Below are 22,894 nucleotides of genomic sequence, written 5' to 3' on the forward strand. Positions count from 1 at the left end.
TGGCCTGAGTGCTCAGACTCGATAGGTTCCGGAAGGAATACACGTGGAACAACACACTGAAGACCAGACGCCTGCCACGGAGGCGGCTGAAGCCGCTCCAGTTCGCCGCCGCGCATCGCGGCGCGTCTCGGCAGCAGCTGGCGCGGCCCCCGAGGTCGCAGCTGATGCAGCTGTGGCAGCCGGAGAGCCCGCAGCAGCTGCGGCCGCACCCGCAGCTGCCCAGGCTGACGCGCCAGCCGAGGCCCCTGCTGAGGCCCCTGCTGAGAAGGCAGCGCCGAAGCGTGCGAGCCGCGCCCGGAAGAAGGCGGAGCCCGAGGCTCCAGCTGCCGAGGCCGACGATGCGGTTGCCGCTCCGAAGAAGACGCGCGCCTCGGCGAAGGCTGAGGCTGTCGAAGCGCCCGTGACCGCAGAGGTCGACACGGAGAACACCGCCGACGAGAAGCCAGTTGAGGCGCCGAAGAAGCGCGCAAGTCGCTCGCGCAAGGCAGCAGCTGCCGAAGCCACAGTTGACGCAGAAGCGGCAGAACAGCCCGCCGCAGCTTCAGAATCGAAGGCCGCAGAGGTGCCGGCAGATGAGGCCGAAGCCGCTCCCGCAAAGCGTTCGCGCCGCCGCTCGAGCCAGACGGCCGACCAGGCCGAGGGCGAAAGCCCGGCGCAGACTGACGAGCCGAAGGGCCGCGGTCGCGGTAACCAGAACGGCGCTAAGGGCGATGCTGCAAAGGCAGACGGCTCGAAGTCAGACGCTGCGAAGGGCGATGCAGCGAAGGGCGATGCTGACAAGCAGGGCCAGAACGAGAAGCAGGCCCAGGAGAAGCAGGGCCAGGGCGACCGCTCAGACAACAAGCAGGAGAACGGTTCGCGCTCGAGCCGCACCCGTCAGCGCGACCGTAAGCGTCGTGGCGGCGATGACCTCGAGCCAGAGATCGCGGAAGACGACGTGCTGCTTCCCGTCGCCGGTATCCTCGACGTGCTCGACAACTACGCTTTCGTGCGCACGAGCGGCTACCTCCCCGGGGTGTCAGACGTGTACGTCGCACTCGGCCAGGTGAAGAAGTACAGCCTCCGTCGTGGCGACGCCATTGTCGGCGCTATCCGCCAGCCCCGAGAGGGTGACAGCGGCGGCCGCCAGAAGTACAACGCGATCGTCAAGATCGACTCGGTCAATGGAAAGCCCGTTGACGAGACCGAGAAGCGCGCAGACATCGCAGAGATGACCGCGATCTTCCCTGAGCAGCCCCTCCGCTTCGCAAACGGCGAGAAGGGTCTCGGCGCCGCGATTGATGCCGCAGCTCCGATGGGGTTCGGACAGCGCGCGCTCCTTGCGCTGCCCGCCGAGGTTCCAGCCGCGCGCGTCTTTGCCGAACTTGCCGCGGCAGTCACCGCGAACGCTCCCGACGCGCACCTTCTGCTCGTGCTGACGAACGCGCGCCCCGAGGAAGTCACGCACCTGCGGCGAACCGTCAGCGGCGAGGTCATTGCGGCTACGTTCGATCGGGCGTCTGAAGACCAGACCACGATCGTTGAGCTTGCGCTTGATCGCGCGAGCCGACTCGTCGAGCTCGGGCACGACGTCATTGTGCTGCTCGATTCGCTCACCGACCTCGCGCATGCGACCCAGCAGAACCTGCAGGGCACCCGCACGACTCCTGAGGCAGCTCAGGCCCTGCCGATCGCTCACGCGAAGCGTCTGCTTGGCGCCGGTCGGAACCTTGAGAACGGTGGGTCGCTCACGCTCCTCGCCACCGCGCGCACGCACACGGGTGTCGACAGCGACAAGGACCTGCTCCGTGCGCTCGTTCCAGCGGTGAACAGCTTCGTGAAGGTCTCGGGCAGCCGTCAGGCTCCTGAGGTCAACGCGGAGAAGTCGTACACCCTCTCGTTCTAAGGGGAACCGTACGTGTTTGAACAGGTTGCTGGGCTGCTCGCTGAGCATGCATCACTGCAAGAGGACCTCGCGGATCCCGCGCTGCACGCTGACGCAGCGCGGGCCAAGAAGGTCAACCGCCGCTACGCTGAGCTCAGCAAGATCAAGTCGGCCCACGAGCACTGGGTGCAGCTGGCAGACGACCTCGAAGCCGCGCGTGAGCTCGCGAAGGAAGACGAAGCGTTCGCCGAAGAGGTCCCAGACCTCGAGGCGCAGCTCGCCGAGGCTCAGGAGAAGGTTCGCCGACTGCTGATCCCGCGGGATCCCGACGATGCTCGTGACGTCATCCTTGAGATTAAGGGCGGCGAGGGCGGAGCTGAGTCGGCGCTGTTCGGCGCTGACCTGCTGCGCATGTACATGCACTACGCGGAGTCCAAGGGGTGGAAGACCGAGATTCTTGAGAAGGACGAGAGCGATCTCGGCGGCTACAAGAACGTGCAGGTCGCGATCAAGGCCAACGCAAGTGATCCGTCCCAGGGCGTCTGGGCGCACCTCAAGTACGAAGGCGGTGTGCATCGCGTGCAGCGCGTGCCAGTCACCGAGTCGCAGGGGCGCATCCACACTTCGACGACAGGCGTGCTCGTGTACCCCGAGCCCGACGAAGCCGAAGAGGTCGAGATCAGCCAGAACGATCTCAAGATTGACGTGTACCGCTCGAGTGGCCCCGGTGGTCAGTCCGTGAACACGACAGACTCGGCGGTGCGCATCACCCACCTTCCGACGGGCATTGTGGTTGCGATGCAGAACGAGAAGTCGCAGCTGCAGAACCGTGAGGCTGGCATGCGCGTGCTTCGCGCACGCCTGCTCGCTCGCCTCGCCGAGGAAGCTGCTGCCGAAGCAAGCGCTCACCGGTCGAGCCAGATCCGTACGATGGATCGCTCGGAGCGGATTCGTACGTACAACTTCCCCGAGAACCGCATCGCCGATCACCGCACAGGGTACAAGGCGTACAACCTTGACCAGGTGATGAACGGCTCGATGGAACCGCTTATCGAGTCCTGCATCCGCATGGACGAGGAAGAGCGGCTGAAGGCGCTCGGACAGTAGTCTTCGGGCTATGGACCCTGGCGGTCGGTGGGAAGTCTTCCTGCCGGCCGCCAGGGTTTTTGCGTGGCGCACAGTGTGGCGTACGCAGTACGCTGTGTCCATGTCTACACCCGTACTCCCCGCAGGGCCCATCGTTGGGCCGCTCGTCACCCTCCGCGCGCCGAAGCAAGCAGATCTCGAACCGCTGTTCGAGATCCTGTGCGAGCCCGAGGTCGCCTTCTGGTGGGTTGGTTACACGCGCGAGCGGGTTCAGGCCGAGTTCATCGACGCCGCGGAGACCACGCGCATCATCGAGGTCGCGGGGGAGTGCGCAGGCGCGCTCTACGTGCTGCGCGGCGAAGACCCCGAATACCCGACAACGGTGATGCACCTCTTCATCGGCACCCGCTTCAGAGGGAACAGGGTCGGCGAGGAGGCCCTCGCGCTCGCCATCAAGCACGAGTTCGCGAACGGGATCACTCGAATCACACTCGACCCGAACGAGAACAATGATGGCGCAATTCGCAGCTACGAGCGGCTCGGGTTCAAACGAATTGGTGTCTTGCGGGACTACCAGGTGCGGCCGAACGGCGCACTCGAGGGCGCCATGTTTCTCGATCTCACCCGCAGCGACTTCCCAGACGGGCCGCCGCTGCCGCCGCGAGACTAAGCGGTGCGCCTGCGAGCCGAGAGATCAAGCCAGATCTCTCGGCTGGTCTGCACGTGATCCAAAGCAGCCCGGGCGGCGAGCTCAGCGTCGCCGCTTCGGATTGCGGCGAGAATAGCGACGTGCTCCGCCTGGAGACGGCGCGGGTCATCATTCTGCCTGAGTAGCCAGTGCATGCGGCCCTCCAGAGGCTCCATGAGCGACGACAGGAGGGAGTTGTGCGCCATCTTCCAGAGCAAGTCGTGGAATTCCTGATTGCATTGACCGACAGCAGCAGTGTCTGCGCGTTCCCAAGCCACTTCGGAGGCCGCGATTGACTCCCCGAGCCTGTCGATCTCGTCGGGCGTCGCGCGCTCCGTAGCCCGGCGTACCGCGAGCACCTCGAGCGACTCGCGCACCTCAAACAGCTCCTCGACGTCCTGTGGCGACAGCGCCGCCACCGTCATGCCACGGTTCGGGAGCGCGGAGACGAATCCCTCGCCGCGAAGAATGTTCAGGGCGTCGCGCACCGGAATCCGTGACACCCCGAGCTCGCTCGCGAGCGTACGCTCGACGAGCCGCTGCCCCGGCGCGAGCTCGCCGTGCAGGATCCTGTCGCGCAGGATGGACACCAACTCGTGCGGCTGCGGCGTCCCGCTCTCGGCGGCGCCAGCCTCGGTGCGAATAGTCGGGCTCATAGATTCCTAGGATAGTCGGGAAGTCCTCAGCTGAGGTCGAGAGCCGCGCCTACGCTGGATCGGCGTCGCACAGGACTAGCATTGAATTCATGCGAGCCTCAAAACCATTCCTCCCCTGGGTGGTGTGGGGAGTGGCGGTCACGCTCTACGCGATCGCGATCGTGAACCGTTCATCGCTCTCGGCGCTCGGTCCCGCGACGCAAGACCACTTCTCGATCGACGCGTCGACACTCGCAGCCTTCCCGGTGATCCAGCTCCTCGTGTACGCCGCGTGCCAGATACCAGTCGGGATCCTGCTGGACCGCTACGGATCCACGATCCTGATCCTCGCGGGTTCCGCGCTGATGCTCACCGGCCAGATCGTCATGGCGACAGTCGCAAATGTTGAGTTCGCCATCCTCGCGCGCATCCTCGTCGGGGCAGGCGACGCGTGCACATTCACGGCAGTCATGCGGCTCCTTCCCGAGTGGTTCAAGCCGCGCCAATTGTCGACGCTCGGCCAGGTGACCGGACTGATCGGTCAGGTCGGACAGCTCGTTTCAGTCGCGCCGCTCGCCTTCGTCGTCGACACCTTCGGATGGGCAACCGGCTTCCTGGGTATCGCTGCAGTCGGCGTGCTATCGTTCGTGCTCGGATTCGTCGTACTGCGGGATGCCCCTGGGCGCCGCACAGCGTTCGAACGCCTCACCAGGCGAACTGGCAAGATCACGAAGAACTCAGAAGCGTTGGCTGCGGCCCCGATCACGACCGTGACGATGGCTCCGCCTGCGACGAACATGATTCCCGTTGTTGGGCGCGGCCGCGCGGGCCGAAAGAACACGGGCGGGAAAGAGGGGATCCTCTCCCGGGTGCGGCGACTCCTGTCGATTCCTGGAGTCAGACTCGCGTACTGGATTCACTTCGTGACACCGTTCTCTGCTCAGGCATTCCTGCTGCTATGGGGCACGCCGTTCTTGACTGGCGGTCTCGGGATGAGCGCGCCCGCGGCGAGCGGCCTGCTGAGCCTCACGGTGATCTCATCGATGGTCGCGGGCCTGGTACTTGGTCCGATCAGTTCGCGCTTCATCGAGCGTAGGGTCTTGCTGGTTATCGGTATCACCGTGCTCATTATGGTGACGTGGCTTGCGGTGCTGCTGTGGCCGGGCATGCCGCCGGGCTGGCTCATCATTGCGCTGCTCGTCATCCTGCCGCTTGGCGGACCTGCATCGATGATCGCCTTTGAGGTCGCTAGGTCCCACACCCCACGCAGCTTCGCAGGTTTTGGCACTGGGCTCGTGAACACCGGGGGATTCACCGCTGCGCTACTCCTGGTGATGCTCATCGGCATCATCTTGGATCTTCAGGGCGCAGGCTCACCCGAGACTTACTCGCTCACTGCCTTCAAGGTAGCGTTTGCCGCACAGATCCCGTTGTGGCTTATTGGGCTCGCAATGATTTTTGTGGAGCGTCGCCGCACCGGAACCTGGATGGAGCGGCACGGTCGTACCCTGCGCTGACTCAGCCCCAGTGCTTGTCGCCCGGCTGGAGGGGTCCAGAGTGTGCCTGCCGCCCAGTCTGCGGGTGAAGCAGTGACCTAAGTTGGCTCCGAACCGTATCGATCGACAAGGGAGTCTCGTTGGAAACCACTTCAGCTGCTGCGGCCCGGACCACCGGACCTGTCGCGCTTCAAGACGTCTACGAGCACATGCGGTTCACACCCGCACACGTGCGGATCGTGATCGCCATGTTTGTGATCTTCGTCATTGAATCGTGGGAGCAACTCGCGCTCGTCTACGTCGCGGGCGACGTCTCGAACCACTTCGGCCTCGACGAGACAAAGCTCGGCCTCGTGCTCTCAGCTGTGGCAATCGGCATGATTCCCGGCGCACTCATCTGGGGGCCGATTGCCGACCGTGTCGGGCGGCGGCCCGTCACCATCGTGAGTTTCATCGCGTATGGCATCGTTGCCGCCATCGTGCCGCTCGCGCCGAACTTTGAGATGCTCGTCGGGCTGCGGGTGCTCTCGGGCTTTGCGCTTGCGGGCGCATACACGGTCGTGTTTCCGTACTTCCTTGAACTGATGCCCTCACGGCAGCGCGGACGAGCGGCTGTGCTGCTGTCGATCGGATGGCCCATCGGCACTCTCGTTGCGATCGGTGTCACCTCGCTCTTCCACGACGCGGGCTGGCAGGTTGTAGCCTTTGCAGCAGCGGTCGCGTGCCTCTGGGTGATCGTCGTTGCATTCTGGGTGCCCGAGTCGCCCTATTTCCTCGTCAGCCGCGGTGAACACGGTAAAGCCGCAAAGGTACTTCGTGGTCTCGGCGTTGATGTCGCTCCAGGCACCGAGTTCGTACGCGAAGCGCAGGCTGACCAAGCGGGGAACCCTCTGCAGCTGCTGCGTCGCGATATGCGGCGTCGCACACTGCTGATGCTCATCGTGAACTTTGCGTTCAACTGGGGCTACTGGGGGCTGCAGGTGTGGCTGCCCACACTGCTGCAGGAGCGGGGGCTCACACTTGCAGACTCGCTCGGCTTTGTCGCGCTCAGCGCCGTGATCATGATTCCCGGCTACCTTGCCGCGGCCTGGTGCACTAAGCGGTTCGGCCGCAAGCTCACCTTCGTTGCCTTCCTCGTCGGGGCGATTCTCGGCGGTGTGCTCTTCGCGGTGTCGTGGGACCTGCCGTCGCTGTATGTCGCAAACTTTGTGATGTCGTTCTTCATCCTCGGTGGCTGGGGCGTCTGGAACACGTGGAATGGGGAGTTCTACCCGACCCGGGTACGCGCCGCGGGCTACTCGTGGGCCACTGCGGCTCAGTTGATCTCGAACGCTATCGCCCCCGTCGCCGTTGGCTCGCTGCTTGCCGCGTCGGTGTCGTTCACAATGACGGTGCTCTTCATTCTCGTCTTCCTTGTTATCGCAGTGCTCGCAGCGGTGACGCTTCCTGAAACTGAGGGGAAGCCGCTCGACTGACGAGAGCCCCTCTAGGCGAGACAATAGATGTATGCAGCTCGGTATCGATCTCACAGCGTCAACTGTCCGCCTGGCGGTTGCTGACGGCGAGCAGCTGCGCTTCACTGCAGAGGTGCAGCCTCAGGTGGGCCTCGTAGAGACACTCGCCGCCGCGCGGGCTTGCCTACCGCCCGAGCTTGACAGCGCAGTCACTGCGGTTCGAATCGCAATCGTTCCGGGCAAACGCGATTTGCAGCTCACAGACGTGGGCGTGCTCAGGATCGCGCCGCGGTCAATGGCCGCGCTTCGGCCCTTTGCCGCGTGGCCCGGCACAGCGGGCGCTAGTCTGCGGGCGCGGAGCGCTGAGGTGCCCGGAGGCAGCGACTTCGTCGGGAACCACAAGCTTCCAGCCGATCCGACGCAGCTCTGCGAGGCTGCATCCGGGGTCGTGGCAGCTGGCGCGTCACGGCTCGTCGTCAGTGCTGCGGGAGCGCCGTCGGCGCCGTGGCTTGAACGCACCGCAGCCGGCGTGCTGCGCACGGAGCTCGGGCTCCACGTTGAGGTTGCACACGAGCTTGGGGGAACGGGAGTGCGCGAGCGTGAGCATGCGGCGGCCCTGAACCTGGGGCTCACGTCTTGGGCCGAGGCCGTTGTGGCCGATGCCCGGCGTGCGTTCCCAGACAGCGACCTTGGATTCGCGCACGGCATGGGAGGCTTCGGCTCAGCCGCAGAGTTTGTGCGACAGCCGCTTGGCGTGTTTCACGGGGTTGTTCGTGCGGCGGTGCTGGGTGTGAGCCGGGTGACCGGGCACACTGACTTCATTCTGGTGAGTGCGCGCGACGACAGCACAACCCTTGTCGGCGTGACAGGCGGCGAACCCGATCGAGCCGACGTCGAGCAGCTGTGGGGCGTAACGCACAACCACCTTGCTCTCGACAGCGTCGAATTGCCGCTGGGCGCCGGCGCCGATCCTGCGACCTCACCTTTGGGGCGACGTATGCTTGCGCGCCGGCCAGGCTACCCCGTCGTGGCCATCGGTGACGCGGCAGCAAGCGGAGCCGAGCCCGCAGGCCTCTCAGGCGTTCTGCAGTGGGCGATAGCGTTCGGTGCGACCCAGGGCAGGGTGACTGTGCTGATTGAGCGCGTGCTGCGGCGCGGTCTAGGAACCCACGCCGCTGCTGAGCAGACGCTCGCGCTTGTCGAAGAAGCCGTCACCCGCGCAACGCTTGCTGGCGCCGCACCATCGCCAGAGCCGAGAAGCTCTGCAGACGTCCGCCCGTTGGCGTACGTCTCAGACCCCGTCGACACAGTACGGGTTCGCGTGAGCGGGGCACCAGCGTGACGGGGGTGCTGCGGCGAAGCGATGTTGCGCACTTGGTGCGCGGTGCCCGGCCGTTTGCGAGCGGAGTGAACAGTGCTGCTCTGCAGGTACTTGGAGACTGGGCCGAGGCAGAACTCGATACCCGGGCTGTTACGCTCACGGCCCCGGCAGCGGTCGCCGATGACGCGATGTATGCGGTTGTGACGGTTGTCGGCTCGCCGACGGCCCTCGCCGAGAACCTCCCCAATGGAACGGAGCCTGTTCGGGCGCTCAGGGCACTCGAACGCACCATCGGAACCCGAGTACGGGGTGTGCTGCCTATCAATACCGCGGGGGAGAACGCCGTACTCGCCCTCGCTGCGGCGGCGGCCCTCGGGATCGAACTCGTGGATGCCGACGGGTGCGGCAGGGTGCGCCCGACAGTCGAAGATACGCTGTTTACCCTCGCCGGGGTCGAGATGGGGCCGTGCGCGGTCGCGTCGCCGTTCGGCGAAACCACTGTGCTCGAGGGCACGACGGGCAGGGTCTCGGAGATTGTGCCTCGGCTTGTCGGCGCGAGTGGCGGCTGGGCGTTCTTCGCAGGCTACCCCGTGACGGGTAGCGAGCTGCGCGAGCACGCGAACCCGGGCACGATTGCGCGCTACCTTGACGCTGAACCGGGCAATGAGCTTGCCGGGGTCGCGCACCGCACGCTATTGCGGGCGACGATCACCAACATCGAGCACGGGCCCGCGGGCAGCGAGCGGATCAGCATTCTCATGACTGAGCGTCGCGTATCAGGTTCTGCCCGGCGCATCAGGGTCGACGCAGACGAGGCATACCTGGGCGCGCTCGCTGACGGGGTGCCGCTACAGTCACCAACACAAGAGCTCTTTGTTATTTCAGAGAGCGGCGAGGTCCTCGATCCCGAGCGCTGCCTGCCGGGCATGCGCGTCGACCTTGTCGCTGTCGAGCTGCCCGCTGCGTGGTCTGTGCTCAGCGACGACACGATGAAAGTTGAGGGAAATGCCACGTAGTCTCACTGTCAGAGAACTCGCGGTTCGTCTGGGCACTCCCGTCACGCTCAACGGCCCAGTCGATACCCGGGTCGACAGCGTGCGGGTCGTTGACAACCACGCAGACATCCTCTCGGTAGCCGCCGGCTGCGCGCTCGTACTCACCGGGGATGCGACGCGCGAAGCGTGGCGGCTGGAACGGGGGATCAGGCTCGCGTGGGAACGCGCAGTCTCGTGCGTCGTTATCAGCGCAGCCGACGTGACGGGGCCAGAGCCCGCCGAGCTCGCAGCCAGGCTCGGGGTCGCCCTCATCACGCTCGACACTGGTGTCCTCGACGCGACTGTGAGGTTCGCGGCGATCATCGCAACCGATGAAGCCTCTGAAGCCGGAACTCTCGCGGAAGCGGCTCGTGCATTTGGCGTCGCCAAGATGAGCCCGCGCCGCGCTCTCGCAACGCTCCACCGGCTGCTTCCCGACCACGAGTTTGCGCTGACCGATCACGCAGGCGCACATGTCGCCGGTGAGCAACGCGTCAGCGAGGCAGGGTCGCACGAACTTCACGTTCGCGTCCCGTTTCCAGACCCGCGGTTTCAAGCGCGACTCGTCGGAAGGCCTCGACGCGGCCCGGGGGAGCGCGATGCAAGCAACGCTACTGCCGCGACAGTGGCGCGCCTCGCGATCGCTCCGCTCACATCGTGGGCAGCGCTCAGACACATCGCCTTCGGGCGTGACGTCTCGCGGGCAGAAACTCTGTTGGCAGGCGTCATGGCGGCAGACGGTGCGCCAAGCGAGAAGCTGCGTGGCGGGCTTGCTGCCGGCGGCTGGCCGCTCGGCTCAAGGTATCGCGCTGCGAAACTGCTCGCATCCGGCGGCAGGAGCGCCGCCCTTGACGAGCTCGTGCTTGCACGGGTATCTGAGCTTGCTACCCAAGCGTTTGCGTCACCGCACGGTGACGGCTGGGCGGTCTTCTTCGCCGTGCCCCTGACGGGGGAACAGAAAGTCGCGCAGGCCACTATCGCGCAGCTTGTCGCAGCGGATCCGAGAGTCGCTCGCATCGCCGTCGGCGTTTCGACGGCCTGCGAATCGACCGAGCCGCCCGAACCCGCACTAGCTGAGGCAGACCGGGCCGCGTATATCGCGCAGAGCACGCCGAGCCTTGTGATGTTCTCAGAGGGCCTCACCCCAGAGGCGGCGCTGCCAGCGCTGCTCGGCGCTGACGCCGAGGTCGCTGCGAGGGCGTTGCTCAAGCCACTTCTTGAGGTCGATCGCGACGGGGCACTGCTGAAGACCCTTGTTGTGTCACTCGACCACAACGACAGACCCGCTCAGGTAGCCCAGGTGCTTGGAGTTCACAGAAATACAGTGACGGCGCGACTCGAACGGGTTCGCGGTCTCGGTATTGACCCGTCGAACCCGGGCCACAGGCTTGCGATCCACATCGCGGCACGGCGCGTACTCGACGAGTAGCGAAACCACGCGGCGCGCCGCTCGCGCCGCACTCAGCCGTGGTAGCCGGGTGCGGCGCGAGTAGCGGTTAGGCGGCTCCGAAGCCGCCGCCACCGCCTGACTCGCAGCGCAGCACGTCGCCAGCAGCAACACGCATGGCATTCGCTTTGAGGAGCGAGCGTTCCTGTGGCGTGCCGGGGTTGAGCGTCACGCGTGGCGCGGCGCCTGCTTCACCTCCGAAGAGCCCCCAGGCTGGCGTTACTGATCGCTCCCACCAGAGTGACAGATCTTGGTCAGCTTCGAACGTGTACTCGCGGATGACGCCGTCGCCGCCGCGGAACTCGCCAGCGCCACCAGACCCCTCGCGTACCTCGTAGCGATCGACGCGCACTGGGAACAGTGTTTCGAGTACCTCTACAGGCATATCTCGGAGCGAGCCGTTGACGTTGTTGATGAGCGCGGTTTCGCCATCGCTTCCACTCCACGCACCCCACCCGCCAACGGTTGCTTCCTGGGACAGGAAGTCTCTGCCGGTTCGGGGGTCGAAGCCCATCATCTGCACGATGAGGGAGTCGCCGTAGCTCGCGGCGGCGACAGCGTCAGGCATCGCCTCTGCGAGCGCACGGGTCACGAGGTCGATGAGCAAGCCCAAATGCGAGTAGTAGTACTGCACGGGAGCCGGCTCGACCGCGGCGAGCACCGACCCCTGGCGCACGGTGACGTCGAGATGCTGAAACGACCCGCCGTTGAGCGCCACGTCGGGGCTGAGGAGGGCCTTGTAGGCGACACGGCACGCGGCGACTGCCTGGGCGGCACCGCAGTTGACCGGGCCGCGTGTCTGGTCAGCAGATTCGGTGAGGTCGATGGCGATGCGACCTGCCGAGACGCGCACGCGCACGCGGATCAGGACCGGGGTTTCGAAGTCAATCCCGTCGTTGTCGAGTGTGCCCTCAGCCATGTACTCGCCATCGGGGAGCCCGGCGAGTGCTGCGGCTTCGAGCCGCTCAGTCTGCGCGAAGAACGCGTCGCGCGCGGCGTGTACAAGGTCGAGCCCCCACCGCGACACGATCTCGCGCATGCGATCTGCCCCTGTGCGAATGCACGCTGTTTGTGCGCGCAAGTCGCCGAGCAGCGGCTCGGGGAATCGTGAGTTCGTGGCGATGAGCCGCAGTACCTCTTCGACGGGCTCCCCGCCGGCGTAAATCCGGGTCGCGCCGAGCCGGAGGCCCTCCTGATAGATGGATGTCGAATCCATCGACCCACCGGGATCCTTCGATCCGAGATCAATCCAGTGCGCGCGGCTGGCCGCGAAGCCGATGAGCTCACCGCCGTCGACGCGTTCGAAGACGGGCCCGAAGACCGTGACGTCGTTGAGGTGAGCACCGGCAATGTATGCGTCGTTGAGTACCCAGACGTCGCCGGGCTCCCACACGTTACGGCCGAAGCGCTCCTCGGTGTCTCGTGTGACCTCCTCGAGGTTGCCAAGGAAGATCGGCAGGCCACTCGACTGTCCGAGGACCTGGTGGTTGCGGTCCATAATCGCGACAGCGCAGTCTTTTGCCTCGTAGATCGTAGGAGTGTAGGCCGACCGAATGAGGGTCGTGTTCATGTCTTCGGCGGCCTGCAGCAGTGCGCTGCGAATGATCTCCGTGCGTACGGGGTCGATTGAGAGTGTCATGCCTGCACCTCCATGGTGAGATGTCCGAGAGTTTCGCGTCGGATTGACGCGCGGGGTGATACGACCGTTGTGGTCGTGTCTTCGACGATGAGCATGGGGCCCGGTATTGTCTCGCCGACAGGGAGTGCATCGCGGCGCCGGATCGGGGTCTCCCAAACCGCGCCATCGAATCTGACCTGAGCGCTTCGCTCCCCGATGGCGTCCTCGCGGTAGCGCTCGCCCGTGAGGTGACCGAACTCGTTGGTGCCGAGGCCCGTGACTCGGAGGCTGACGCACTCGACCTTTGCCTCGGGCGTCGAGTGCCCGTAGCGCCGCCTGTGCTGGTCGCTGTAGCGTGCTGAAATCACTGCCGTGAACCCAGCCTGACCCGGCTCTTCGCCGTCTTCGAGTGGCACAGTCAGCGTGTAGTCCTGGCCTTCGTAACGCATATCGATCGCCCGCTCGAACCGGCGGAGCTCCTCACGCACACCCTGCTCGGCGAGCTCGGCATCGGCGGCGGCAACGAGCCCCTGCAGCGCGTCGCCGAGGTGCACGGTGTCAAGCTGATCCTCGTGCACGTAGTACTGCGTGCTCAGGTCGCGACGCACATCTGAGCCGAGCATGCCCCATGCCGAGAACGCACCCGGAAACTCGGGAATGAGTACCTCGTGTACGCCGAGCTCCCGCGCGATCGCTTCGGCGTGCATCGGGCCCGCGCCGCCGAAGGCGACGAGTGAGAAGTCGCCGGGCTCACGCCCGTGGTCGACTGTCAGCGTGCGGATCGCCTGCGCCATCTTCGCGTTCGCGATGTCAAGGATTCCCTCGGCGAGATCGGGCGTCGTCATTTCGAACTCAGCGGCGAGCCCCGAAATTGCGCGCTCCGAAGCGACAACATCGAGCGCGAACCTGCCGCCAGCGAAATGCTCGGGATCAACACGGCCGAGCACGGCGTTCGCGTCGGTCACAGTCGGCTCGGTGCCGCCACGACCATAGCAGGCTGGCCCCGGCTGGGCGCCGGCTGAGCGCGGTCCAACCCGCAGCGCGCCAGACTCAGAAAATGCCACTGAGCCGCCTCCTGCACCGATCGTGTGCAGATTCACGAGCGGCATGAGAACGGGGAACCCGTCGGCCTCACCGTCGGTCGAAATGTCTGGCTGACCATCGATCACGAGCGAGGCGTCAAACGAGGTGCCACCCATGTCGACGCAGATCGCGTTCTCGCGTCCGAGGAGCTGCATGAGTGCGACTCCGCCCGCCGTGCCGCCAACAGGGCCCGAGAGCAGCGTCTGCAACGGGTGCTCGGCTGCGAAACCTGCCCCGACGATGCCGCCAGACGACTGCATGACCTGCACGCCGCTCGTGATCCCCTCGCCCGCGAACCTGTCCTCGATGCGCGCGAGGTAGCGGCGAACAACGGGGCCCGTGTACGCCTCGAGCACCGTCGATGACGTCCGCTCGTACTCGCGCCACTCTCGGGCGACGCGGTGCGAGAGCACGACTGCGACCTCGTCGCCGAGCTCCTCGCGGAGAATCGCCTCGGCCGCTAGCTCGTGCGCCTCGTTTGCGTACGCGAACAGCAGGCAGACTGCGACAGCCTCGTAGCCGCCCGCTCGAGCCACCGCTGCGGCCGCCCGGACGGATTCCTCGTCGAGCGGGTGCAGTTCGCTGCCGTCGTAGCGGAGCCTGCCGCCAACCTCGACGGTGTCCTCGCGGCTCACAAGGGGTTCTGGCTTGCGGTAGTGAATGTCAAACATCCGGGTGCGGTTGCCGCGTGCAATCCGATAGACGTCGCCCATGCCGCTCGTCGTCACGAGAAGTGTCCGTGACCCCCGTCGCTCAAGCAGCGCATTGAGCCCTTGGGTCGTGCCGTGAACAAACGAGAGGATCTCTGCGGGTGGCACCTCTAGCTGCGCGATAGCGGTGAGCACGCCGTCTGTCAGATCAGCCGGGGTCGTGTCTGCCTTTGAGGCGCGCAGAGTGCCCGTTTCAGTGTTGTGTACGACGATGTCTGTAAACGTGCCGCCGATATCCATTGCAACTCGATAACTCAATGGTGCCTCCTGCTTCATTGCCGTTGGTGGCAGCGTACGGGCAACAAAAAAGGGTGGGCAGTGCGCGCTGCACTGCCCACCCTTGCGAGGTGTGCGAACGGCTCGGCTGTGGCGACGGCGATGTGCGGCATCCCCGCGGCGACCTCATCTCGGAGATACTGGATTACGTCTTCGCGCTCAGCGTGCGGATCGTTGAGCGCATCCATTTCCAGTTCATCGGTCTGAAGATGCTGTCGACGCTGTGAGCGACAGATCAAGGACGGGCGACATTATCCAAGCCACCGTTCGTGTAACCGGCGTAAGCCATGTCGGTACGTTCACGTACGCGAACTGAGGATTCAGGTTCCTTTATGGGTTAAGGACATGGACGATTGCGTCGGGGGCTCGGTCCGTTCCCCCAGAGACGTGCTGCTAGATGACGTAGAACCCGGCAGTGTTTGGGTGCTCCGCGACAGGGGCGCCCCGGCGGGGCCTACCCGAAGCGGGAATTCCGGTGAGTGTCGTCCACGGCTCGGCCGAGCGAACGACCACGGCGTTCGCCCCAACCGCGGAATCCGAACCGATGACGATGTCACCGAGAAGCTTTGCTCCGGCGCCAAGGACGACTCTGTCTCCGACAGTCGGGTGACGTTTGCCGCTTTGGTGGCCCGTGCCGCCGAGCGTGACGCCGTGGTAGATCAGCACGTCGTCGCCGACCTCTGCAGTTTCGCCGATGACAATGCCCATGCCGTGGTCGATAAAGAGGCGGCGGCCGATTGTCGCGCCCGGATGGATCTCAATTCCTGTGAAGAAGCGAGTGATCTGCGAGATTGCGCGTGGCAAGAATCGCATCCCCTTCTTCCAGAGGGCATGCGAGACGCGGTGCCACCACACCGCGTGCAGGCCCGAGTACAGAAAGAACACCTCAACCGGCCCGCGCGCAGCTGGATCGTGCGCGCGGGCCGACGAGATGTCCTCACGAATACGTGAAATCAGGTTCAAACTGCGAGATCCTCGTAGAGCACCGTCGAGAAGTAGCGCTCGCCAAAGTCTGGGACGATGACGACGATCTTCTTGCCTGCGTTCTCGGGACGCTTCGCGACCTCGACAGCGGCCCACACTGCTGCGCCGCCAGAGATGCCGGCGAGCACGCCCTCGTCGGTGCCGAGTGCGCGTGCCTTCGCAATCGCGTCGGGCAGGGCGACATCGATGACCTCGTCATAGACGTCACGGTCGAGGATGTCGGGGACGAAGTTCGCGCCAAGGCCCTGAATCTTGTGGGGGCCAGCTGTGCCCTCAGTCAGCAGGGGCGAATCGATCGGCTCGACGGCGATCACCTGAACGCCGGGGTTCTGCTCCTTGAGGTAGCCGCCCGCGCCGGTAATCGTTCCACCCGTGCCGATGCCTGCAACAAAGATGTCGACCGTGCCGTCGGTGTCGTTCCAAATCTCGGGGCCGGTGGTTGCTCGGTGAATTGCGGGGTTCGCGGGGTTGCCGAACTGCTTCGCAAGGATCGCCCCAGGCGTGTTCGCGACGATCTCTTCAGCCTTTGCGACCGCGCCCTTCATGCCGAGGGGGCCCTCGGTGAGAACGATTTCTGCGCCGTAAGCTGCGAGCAGCTTGCGGCGTTCAACGCTCATGGTCTCGGGCATCGTCAAAATGACCTTGTAGCCGCGCGCTGCGCCAACGAATGCGAGTGCGATGCCTGTGTTGCCGCTCGTGCCCTCGACGATTGTGCCGCCAGGCTTCAGCTCTCCCGACTGCTCAGCGGCGTCGATGATCGCGACACCAATGCGGTCCTTCACGCTCCCGGCGGGGTTGTAGAACTCAAGCTTTGCAAGCACTTCGGCTTCAGCGCCGTCGGTCACGCGGTTGAGGCGGACCAGGGGAGTGTTGCCAAACGCCTGGGTGATGTTGTCGTGAATGCGAGCCATGCGGAATGACCTCCGTGTCGTGATGTGGTTCAGCGTAGGTGAGTTATGCCACCAGGTTATCTGAAACTTTCTGAATGCTTATGCTCATGCTCGTTGTGTTACAACGCCTTACGCGAATGGGTATTCCCGAAGTCGCGAAGTCTGCGTGGCGGTGAGGCCCCGTGCGAGAGAATGAGCAAGTGACTGACGCATTCGGACCCCAGGTCGACCAAGTTCTTCGCGTGATGCGCGACAGGTTCTCGGAGGCGGGGATCGTCGACCCAGAGGTCGACGCCGAGCTGCTCGTCGCTCATGTGCTTGATGTGAGCCGCGGCAGGGTGCAGGCGCTGGCGATCATGGGTGAGCGTCTGACGGAGGCTGAGGGAGACCGGCTGCGCGACCTCGCTGAACTCCGCGCCTCGCGACTGCCGCTGCAGCACCTGACGGGGAAGGCGCCGTTCAGGTCCCTCGAGTTGCGCGTCGGCCCAGGGGTGTTTGTGCCGCGGCCTGAGACCGAGACGGTCGCTCAGTTCGCGATCGACGCGCTTGCGCTCGCACCGACGCCGGAGCCGCTCGCTGTCGACCTGTGCACAGGCTCAGGCGCCATCGCGCTCGCCCTTGCAGCAGAAGTGCCAACCGCGCGCGTCTGGGCGGTCGAGAAGAGCGCCGACGCTCACGCGTGGGCCGCCGAGAACGTTTCAGCGCTTGGCGATGGTCGGGTCGAGCTCATTCACGGAGACCTCGCAGACTTCGTTCCGGGCAGGCTCGCTCCGGCGCGGCTCGCCGGGCGAGTCAACGTGGTTGTGTCGAACCCGCCGTACGTGCCGGCCGCAATGGTGCCGCGGGACCCTGAGGTGCGCGACCACGATCCTGATCTCGCGTTGTATGGGGGCGACGACGGGCTCGATGTGATCAGGATCATCAGCCGTATCGCAGCGAACCTGCTGGCCCCTGGTGGCGCGCTTGTGCTCGAACACGCCGAGGGTCAGGGGGCGGCGATTCGCGAGCTGCTCGCCGCCGATGGGTGGCGTGCTGCCGCCACTCATCCAGATCTCACGGGCCGCGACCGCGCCACAACCGCACTGAAGTAGAATTGCGAACTATGTCCGAGGTATTTGACTGTTCAGACGGCGCCCAATTGCTGCAGGGGACGAGACTCGCTCGCCAGTCGCTCGGCCGGGGCGAACTCATCGTTATGCCCACAGACACCGTCTACGGCGTTGCGGCTGACGCGTTCTCGCCCGAAGCCGTGCAGCGACTGCTTGATGCGAAGGGGCGCGGAAGGCAGTCGCCGCCGCCGGTGCTCATTCCAAACGTCGGTACCCTTGCGGCCCTTGCTGCCGAAGCGACCGAGGCGCTCCACGACCTCGCTGACGCTTTCTGGCCTGGCGCCCTCACCATCATTACGCAAGCGAATCCCTCGCTCAGCTGGGATCTCGGCGAGACTGGCGGAACCGTTGCGCTGAGGATCCCAGGAAACGAATTCGCGCGCGAGCTTTTGCAGGAAACTGGGCCGCTGGCGGTTTCCTCGGCGAACAAGACTGGTCTGCCAGCGGCTGGTTCCGCACAGGAGGCGCGTGACATGCTCGGCGACTCGATCGCCGTGTACCTCGACGGCGGGGATGCCCGCGGTGAAGCCTCCACGATTATCGACGCCACGCTTCTCGCTGGTGACGGCACCGGAACGGTGCGGGTACTGCGGCAGGGCAGCATCACTGTTGCGGACCTGCAACGAGTGCTCCCGGACGCTACAGTCCTCGAGCAGCCAGCCCCTTCAGCGACTCCGCTCGCTGAGACTGAAGCCGAGTCTGAGCCTGCGGGCGGGGCCGAGCTAGTGCGTGAGGTGAAGCCCGCGCACTCGGGTGGCGAGGATGCTTCCAAGGGCGACGAGAATTCTGAGGCGCCGCGAGTCAGCGACTAGTCATGTTCCCCTACCTTCCGGTGTTCGCGGTGGCGGTCGTCGTGACCGCGGCGGCGTCGTTCGGCGTGCTGTGGCTCGCCAGACGCTTCAAGCTGGCGCCGGAAGTGCGAGAGCGAGATGTGCACAAGAACCCGACTCCGCGCCTTGGCGGCGTCGCGATGTTCATTGGGTTGCTTGCTGGGCTCGGCGCCGCAGCCCTGTTCCCCGAGTTCCAGGGGCTCTTCAGGGACGGCTTGAAAATGTGGGCGCTCATCGGGGCATGCCTGCTTATCGCAGTGATCGGGTTTCTCGATGACTTGCTCGACCTGGACTGGATGATCAAGCTCGGTGCCCAGCTCCTCGCCTCGGGCGTGCTCGCCTGGAACGGCGTGCAGATCGTCTCGATTCCTATCGGGGACACCCTTGTCATCGGCTCGTCAACTGTGAACTTCGTGCTCACCGTGTTCCTCATTACCCTTGTGATGAACGCTGTCAATTTCGTCGATGGCCTTGATGGCCTCGTTGCAGGTGTGGCGATCATCGCGAGCGGGACATTCTTCGTCTATACGCTCATCCTCAACTCGCAGCTTGGCAACTCACAGGCAGTGACATTCGCGAGCCTGATTGCCCTCGTGCTCGTCGGGATCTGCGTGGGCTTCATCCCGTTCAATTGGCATCGCGCACGAATGTTTATGGGCGATACGGGAGCCCTGCTTGTCGGCCTGCTCATGGCGACGTCGACGGTCTCGGTCACGGGCGACCTCGATCCCGCCGCCCTCGATCTTAAGCTCGTGCTTGCGAGCTACATTCCCATCCTGTTGCCATTCGCGGTGCTCGCGATGCCGTTGGCTGACTTCGTGCTCGCAGTGCTTCGGCGCCTCCGTGCCGGAAAGAGCCCGTTCGAGGCAGACCGCCTCCACCTGCACCACCGCCTCCTAGATATGGGGCACTCGCCGGTCCAGGCGGTTTCGATCTTCTACCTCGGCACCGCGGTACTCTCGGTGGCGGGCCTGCTCGTCTTCACGAGTCAGAGCTTCGCCCTGCCCCTAATCGTGCTCGTCGTCGGCATCGTGGCGGGAGTACTGCTCGTCAGGTTCCCGGCAAGCCGGGTACGCGCAGCACTCGCGCAGCGCAGGTTGGTAGCGTTACAAGAGCGGGGTGGCCCCGCACCTGGCCCGGACGTACGCGCAGACCTCGGCGCGACGCCCAACGAAAGGACCACCGAGTGAGCACACCTGTGCACCCCGAACCCGCACAGTCGCCGGAGCTTGAACCCTCCACGTATGGCAGCGGCGAGTACCCGATGCCATCTTCACAGCCCATGCTGCTTCGCGGTGTACGCTGGGGCATCATCGCGACTGTCGCCTCGATGCTCGTGTTTGCGGCCGTCGGTTTCCTGGTGAGTGGCACGAACGGCCTCGTTGGTGGGCTCATCGGGGCCGCAATTGGGGGAGCGCTGTTGCTCGCCACTGTTGGAAGCATCGCGTTCGCGAACCGCTTTGTGCAGAGTCCGGTTTACCTGCAGATCTTTATGGGGATCGTCATGGGCACCTGGGTGCTGAAGCTCATTGCATTCGTCGTCGCCGCGTTGCTCCTTCGGGATCAGCCCTGGCTTGATCCGAAGATGCTGTTCATCGCGCTCGTGGCTACAGTAATTGTCTCGATCGTGATCGACACAGTGATTGTTGCCAAGGCACGCGTACCATACAGCGCAAATCTGCCGTAATTCTGGGCGGGCTTGAGGGGAGATTCTCAGCCACCACAAATTCTTGACCCGCGAGGGCCCCTCCCGAGTTTCGCTCGGGGTGAAACCTTGTTAGGATAAGTTCGTTCCCAGCCCCGTGGCGCCATTTCTGAGTGCCCGCGAGCAGGGCGCACGACCATCGTTCGATGCCGTGCGGCTGACGCCGCGCCCCGAATCAGGAGAATGGCCTGTTCGCTAACGCTATGCACCTCGTTGCCCCCGGACTTATTCGTGCCGAGGAGGGTGGCTTCCACGGTCCTACTCTCAATGACTTCTTCCCGCCGGCAGTCCTCTTCGAAGGCACACCATTTGAGATGAACCGGATCATGTTGATCCGTATGCTCATGGTCGTCGTGCTTCTCGTGCTGTTCTGGCTCGGAACGCGCAAGCTTCGCGTGATCCCCGGCCGCGGGCAGGGTGTCCTTGAGTTCGCCCTCGATTTCGTGCGAAAGAACACGATCGAGTCGCAGCTCGGCGTGAAGGAGGGGCGCCGCTTCGCGCCGCTGCTCATGACGATCTTCTTCCTCGTCTTTGCGTTCAACATCACTGGTGTGGTTCCGGGGCTGAACATCGCTGCCTCGTCGGTCGTTGGCTTCCCGATCTTCATGGCTGTCGTCGCGTACGTCACGTTCATCTACGCGGGAATCAAGAAGCACCCTGGCAAGTTCTTCAAGAACTCGCTCTTCCCGGCTGGCGTGCCGAAGGCAATGTACCTCCTCGTCACCCCGATCGAGTTCATCTCGACGTTCATCGTTCGCCCGGTGACACTCGCCCTTCGACTGCTCATGAACATGCTCGTCGGCCACATGATCCTCGTGCTTCTGTGGGCTGCAACGAACTTCTTCATCCTGTACGCAGGCGGCCTGTTCCCCGCACTCGGTGCCGTGACCTTCACATTTGGTTTCGCGTTCACCCTGTTCGAGATCTTCGTCGCAGGCCTCCAGGCCTACGTCTTCACCTTGCTCACCGCGCTCTACATCCAGCTCGCGCTGGCCGACGAGCACTAAATCAAACCTTGGGTTCGGCAACCGCCGCGCTCACACACGGAAGGAAACACATACTGTGTCTGTTCTCGCTGAAATCTCGGGCAACATTGCAACCGTCGGCTACGGCCTCGCTGCCATCGGACCCGCCATCGGTGTGGCAATCGTGGTCGGCAAGACCATCGAAAGCACCGCACGCCAGCCTGAGCTCGCCGGCAAGCTCCAGGGCATGATGTGGATCGGCATCGCGTTCACCGAGATGCTCGCCCTCATCGGCGTTGCAACCTACTTCATCTTCCAGTAAGCAACCTTTCACTAGTCTCGAAAGGGAGGCAAGATGAATCACGCAGTGCAGTTCGCCGCTGCAGAGGGCGCTACTCAGAACCCGCTGCTTCCGGCAACGTACGATATCGTCTGGTCGGCGATCGCGTTCTTCATTATCCTCATCGCATTCTGGAAGGTCTTCCTCCCGAAGGTGCAGGTCATGCTTGACGCTCGCGCCGAAGCGATTGAGGGGAACATCGCAAAGGCCGATGAGGCTCAGGCAAAGGCAGAGGCTGCCTTGCAGGAGTACACCGCGCAGCTCGCAAGCGCTCGCCAGGAAGCTGGCGAGATCCGCGAGGCGGCACGTCTCGATGCGACCAAGATCGTGTCGAAGGCAAAGGAAGACGCCACAACCGAGCAGGCCCGCATCACGCAGGCAGCTCAGGTGCAGATCGAGGCAGAGCGCCAGAGCGCCCTCGTTTCGCTGCGCAAGGATGTTGGCTCACTCGCAATCGATCTCGCTTCTGGCGTGGTCGGTGAGAGCTTGAGCGACGACAAGAAGGCATCGGCTCTCGTTGACCGCTTCCTCGTCGACCTCGAAGCGTCCGAACGGGCGGCGAAGTAATGGGCAGCGCGTCACGCGAGGCACTCGCGAAGGCGAAGTCCGCGCTCAGCGGCCGCCTCGGGAAGGCAGTCGGTTCAGAGCTTCTTTCGGCGTCTGCGCAGATCGAGGGCTCACCTGCCCTCGTGAGTGCTCTCGCTGATGCATCGCTCCCGGCTTCTGCGAAGGCAGAGGTCGTCGGCAAGCTCTTCGGCAGCCTGTCGGCTGGCGCGCGCTCTGTGCTCACCGCAGCAGTCGAGCAGAACTGGTCGACCGCGGCTGAATTCGTTGATGGCGTCGAGGAGCTTGGCTTCCGTGCGCAGGCGCTTGCAGAGCCCGGCCTTGCCGATGAGCTGCTCGCGGCGTCAGCGACGATCAACTCGAGCCATGAGCTCGAGCTCGAGCTTGGCAACAAGCTCGGCGATCCCGCAGCGAAGGCGCAGCTCGCGTCGAAGATCTTCTCTGGCAAGCTCTCAGCTGGCGCGCTCGGTGTCGTGGCCCACGTGGTCGCAAACCCGCGCGGTCGTCGCGTCAATGCAGCGCTCACTGAAGCGGCTCGCGTGGCCGCTGACCAGGGTGGGCTTGAGCTCGCGACGGTGACCGTTGCGGCTCCGCTGACAAGCGCGCAGCAGGAGAAGTTGGCTGCTCTGCTCGAGCAGAGCGCTGGCCGCAAGGTCAAGGTCACCACGGTTGTGGACCCTGCCCTGATCGGCGGCGTCCGTATCCACATGGCTGACGACGTTATCGACGGAAGTGTCCGGGCTCGCCTGGAAGACCTCCGCCAGCGGCTCGCTGCGTAGAGCACAACATAGTTAC

22 protein-coding genes are annotated in these 22,894 nt (G+C 64.6%); 17 read left to right on the forward strand and 5 right to left on the reverse strand.

Features of this window, described 5'->3' with window-relative positions:
* Window positions 1-43 precede the first annotated feature (43 nt).
* The 3 genes from ACF07D_RS11240 (at window position 44) to ACF07D_RS11250 (ending at window position 3,620) form a co-directional block, all read left to right on the forward strand.
* Entirely contained in the window at window positions 44-1,885 is a 1,842-nt protein-coding gene (locus ACF07D_RS11240) for a hypothetical protein (protein ID WP_391504960.1), read from the forward strand.
* Between the two features lie 12 nt (window positions 1,886-1,897).
* The gene (prfA, locus tag ACF07D_RS11245) at window positions 1,898-2,971 is read left to right on the forward strand and encodes a peptide chain release factor 1 (protein WP_119284733.1); all 1,074 of its coding nucleotides are present in this window, start codon (window positions 1,898-1,900) and stop codon (window positions 2,969-2,971) included.
* A gap of 100 nt (window positions 2,972-3,071) precedes the next feature.
* A complete protein-coding gene (locus tag ACF07D_RS11250; RefSeq protein WP_255808232.1) occupies window positions 3,072-3,620 on the forward strand; it encodes a GNAT family N-acetyltransferase in 549 nt (182 codons plus the stop codon).
* On the opposite strand, the gene ACF07D_RS11255 is transcribed toward ACF07D_RS11250, so the two are convergent.
* Window positions 3,617-4,294, reverse strand: a complete 678-nt coding sequence (locus ACF07D_RS11255) for a GntR family transcriptional regulator (RefSeq protein WP_391504961.1) — start codon at window positions 4,292-4,294, stop codon at window positions 3,617-3,619. The genes ACF07D_RS11250 and ACF07D_RS11255 overlap by 4 nt on opposite strands.
* Window positions 4,295-4,383: 89 nt before the next feature.
* Between ACF07D_RS11255 and ACF07D_RS11260 the strand changes: the two genes are divergently transcribed.
* The 5 genes from ACF07D_RS11260 (at window position 4,384) to ACF07D_RS11280 (ending at window position 11,007) form a co-directional block, all read left to right on the forward strand.
* On the forward strand, window positions 4,384-5,790 hold the full coding sequence (locus tag ACF07D_RS11260) for a nitrate/nitrite transporter (protein ID WP_391504962.1): 1,407 nt from the start codon (window positions 4,384-4,386) through the stop codon (window positions 5,788-5,790).
* A gap of 119 nt (window positions 5,791-5,909) precedes the next feature.
* Window positions 5,910-7,244: an MFS transporter gene (locus tag ACF07D_RS11265; RefSeq protein ID WP_391504963.1), complete on the forward strand. Its 1,335-nt coding sequence runs from the start codon at window positions 5,910-5,912 to the stop codon at window positions 7,242-7,244.
* Window positions 7,245-7,275: 31 nt separating this feature from the next.
* Window positions 7,276-8,565 carry a hypothetical protein gene (locus ACF07D_RS11270; protein ID WP_391504964.1) on the forward strand — a complete coding sequence of 430 codons (1,290 nt, stop codon included), beginning with the start codon at window positions 7,276-7,278 and terminating at the stop codon, window positions 8,563-8,565.
* A gap of 5 nt (window positions 8,566-8,570) precedes the next feature.
* Complete coding sequence (locus ACF07D_RS11275; protein WP_391505059.1) at window positions 8,571-9,560, forward strand: DUF917 family protein; 990 nt, start codon at window positions 8,571-8,573, stop codon at window positions 9,558-9,560.
* Window positions 9,550-11,007, forward strand: coding sequence for a PucR family transcriptional regulator (locus ACF07D_RS11280; RefSeq protein WP_391504965.1), 1,458 nt, complete (start codon window positions 9,550-9,552; stop codon window positions 11,005-11,007). Before ACF07D_RS11275 ends, ACF07D_RS11280 begins: the two co-directional genes overlap by 11 nt.
* Before the next feature lie 67 nt (window positions 11,008-11,074).
* Here the strand turns inward: ACF07D_RS11280 and ACF07D_RS11285 are convergent, their stop codons facing one another.
* Both ACF07D_RS11285 and ACF07D_RS11290 read right to left on the reverse strand, forming a co-directional pair.
* The gene (locus tag ACF07D_RS11285; protein WP_391504966.1) at window positions 11,075-12,664 is read right to left on the reverse strand and encodes a hydantoinase B/oxoprolinase family protein; all 1,590 of its coding nucleotides are present in this window, start codon (window positions 12,662-12,664) and stop codon (window positions 11,075-11,077) included.
* A complete protein-coding gene (locus ACF07D_RS11290) occupies window positions 12,661-14,694 on the reverse strand; it encodes a hydantoinase/oxoprolinase family protein (RefSeq protein WP_391504967.1) in 2,034 nt (677 codons plus the stop codon). Before ACF07D_RS11290 ends, ACF07D_RS11285 begins: the two co-directional genes overlap by 4 nt.
* An 89-nt stretch (window positions 14,695-14,783) precedes the next feature.
* On the opposite strand from ACF07D_RS11290, the gene ACF07D_RS11295 reads away from it, so the two are divergent.
* Window positions 14,784-14,939: a hypothetical protein gene (locus ACF07D_RS11295; RefSeq protein WP_255808223.1), complete on the forward strand. Its 156-nt coding sequence runs from the start codon at window positions 14,784-14,786 to the stop codon at window positions 14,937-14,939.
* Between the two features lie 166 nt (window positions 14,940-15,105).
* Here the strand turns inward: ACF07D_RS11295 and epsC are convergent, their stop codons facing one another.
* Together epsC and cysK are read right to left on the reverse strand one after the other, a co-directional pair.
* On the reverse strand, window positions 15,106-15,675 hold the full coding sequence (epsC, locus tag ACF07D_RS11300) for a serine O-acetyltransferase EpsC (protein WP_119284723.1): 570 nt from the start codon (window positions 15,673-15,675) through the stop codon (window positions 15,106-15,108).
* Window positions 15,672-16,607 (reverse strand): cysteine synthase A, encoded by a 936-nt coding sequence (cysK, locus tag ACF07D_RS11305; protein WP_119284722.1) that lies wholly within the window; start codon window positions 16,605-16,607, stop codon window positions 15,672-15,674. The genes epsC and cysK overlap by 4 nt, the downstream gene beginning before the upstream one ends.
* A gap of 224 nt (window positions 16,608-16,831) precedes the next feature.
* On the opposite strand from cysK, the gene prmC reads away from it, so the two are divergent.
* The 8 genes from prmC to ACF07D_RS11345 all read left to right on the forward strand — a co-directional run bounded on the left by prmC (window position 16,832) and on the right by ACF07D_RS11345 (window position 22,878).
* A complete protein-coding gene (prmC, locus tag ACF07D_RS11310; protein ID WP_391505060.1) occupies window positions 16,832-17,677 on the forward strand; it encodes a peptide chain release factor N(5)-glutamine methyltransferase in 846 nt (281 codons plus the stop codon).
* 11 nt (window positions 17,678-17,688) lie between these two features.
* On the forward strand, window positions 17,689-18,507 hold the full coding sequence (locus ACF07D_RS11315) for an L-threonylcarbamoyladenylate synthase (protein WP_391504968.1): 819 nt from the start codon (window positions 17,689-17,691) through the stop codon (window positions 18,505-18,507).
* Between the two features lie 2 nt (window positions 18,508-18,509).
* Window positions 18,510-19,715, forward strand: coding sequence for an MraY family glycosyltransferase (locus ACF07D_RS11320; RefSeq protein WP_391504969.1), 1,206 nt, complete (start codon window positions 18,510-18,512; stop codon window positions 19,713-19,715).
* Window positions 19,712-20,212, forward strand: coding sequence for a 3-oxoacyl-ACP reductase (locus ACF07D_RS11325; protein ID WP_255808219.1), 501 nt, complete (start codon window positions 19,712-19,714; stop codon window positions 20,210-20,212). Before ACF07D_RS11320 ends, ACF07D_RS11325 begins: the two co-directional genes overlap by 4 nt.
* Before the next feature lie 221 nt (window positions 20,213-20,433).
* On the forward strand, window positions 20,434-21,237 hold the full coding sequence (gene atpB, locus ACF07D_RS11330; protein ID WP_119284719.1) for a F0F1 ATP synthase subunit A: 804 nt from the start codon (window positions 20,434-20,436) through the stop codon (window positions 21,235-21,237).
* Between the two features lie 55 nt (window positions 21,238-21,292).
* Window positions 21,293-21,517, forward strand: a complete 225-nt coding sequence (gene atpE / locus ACF07D_RS11335; RefSeq protein WP_119284718.1) for an ATP synthase F0 subunit C — start codon at window positions 21,293-21,295, stop codon at window positions 21,515-21,517.
* A 33-nt stretch (window positions 21,518-21,550) separates the two neighbouring features.
* Window positions 21,551-22,102, forward strand: a complete 552-nt coding sequence (locus ACF07D_RS11340; RefSeq protein WP_119284717.1) for a F0F1 ATP synthase subunit B — start codon at window positions 21,551-21,553, stop codon at window positions 22,100-22,102.
* Window positions 22,102-22,878: a F0F1 ATP synthase subunit delta gene (locus ACF07D_RS11345; protein ID WP_391504970.1), complete on the forward strand. Its 777-nt coding sequence runs from the start codon at window positions 22,102-22,104 to the stop codon at window positions 22,876-22,878. Before ACF07D_RS11340 ends, ACF07D_RS11345 begins: the two co-directional genes overlap by 1 nt.
* The last annotated feature ends 16 nt before the right edge of the window (window positions 22,879-22,894 follow it).

The sequence above is a fragment of the Leucobacter sp. NPDC015123 genome, from assembly GCF_043080205.1.
Classification (GTDB): Bacteria; Actinomycetota; Actinomycetes; order Actinomycetales; family Microbacteriaceae; genus Leucobacter; species Leucobacter aridicollis_A.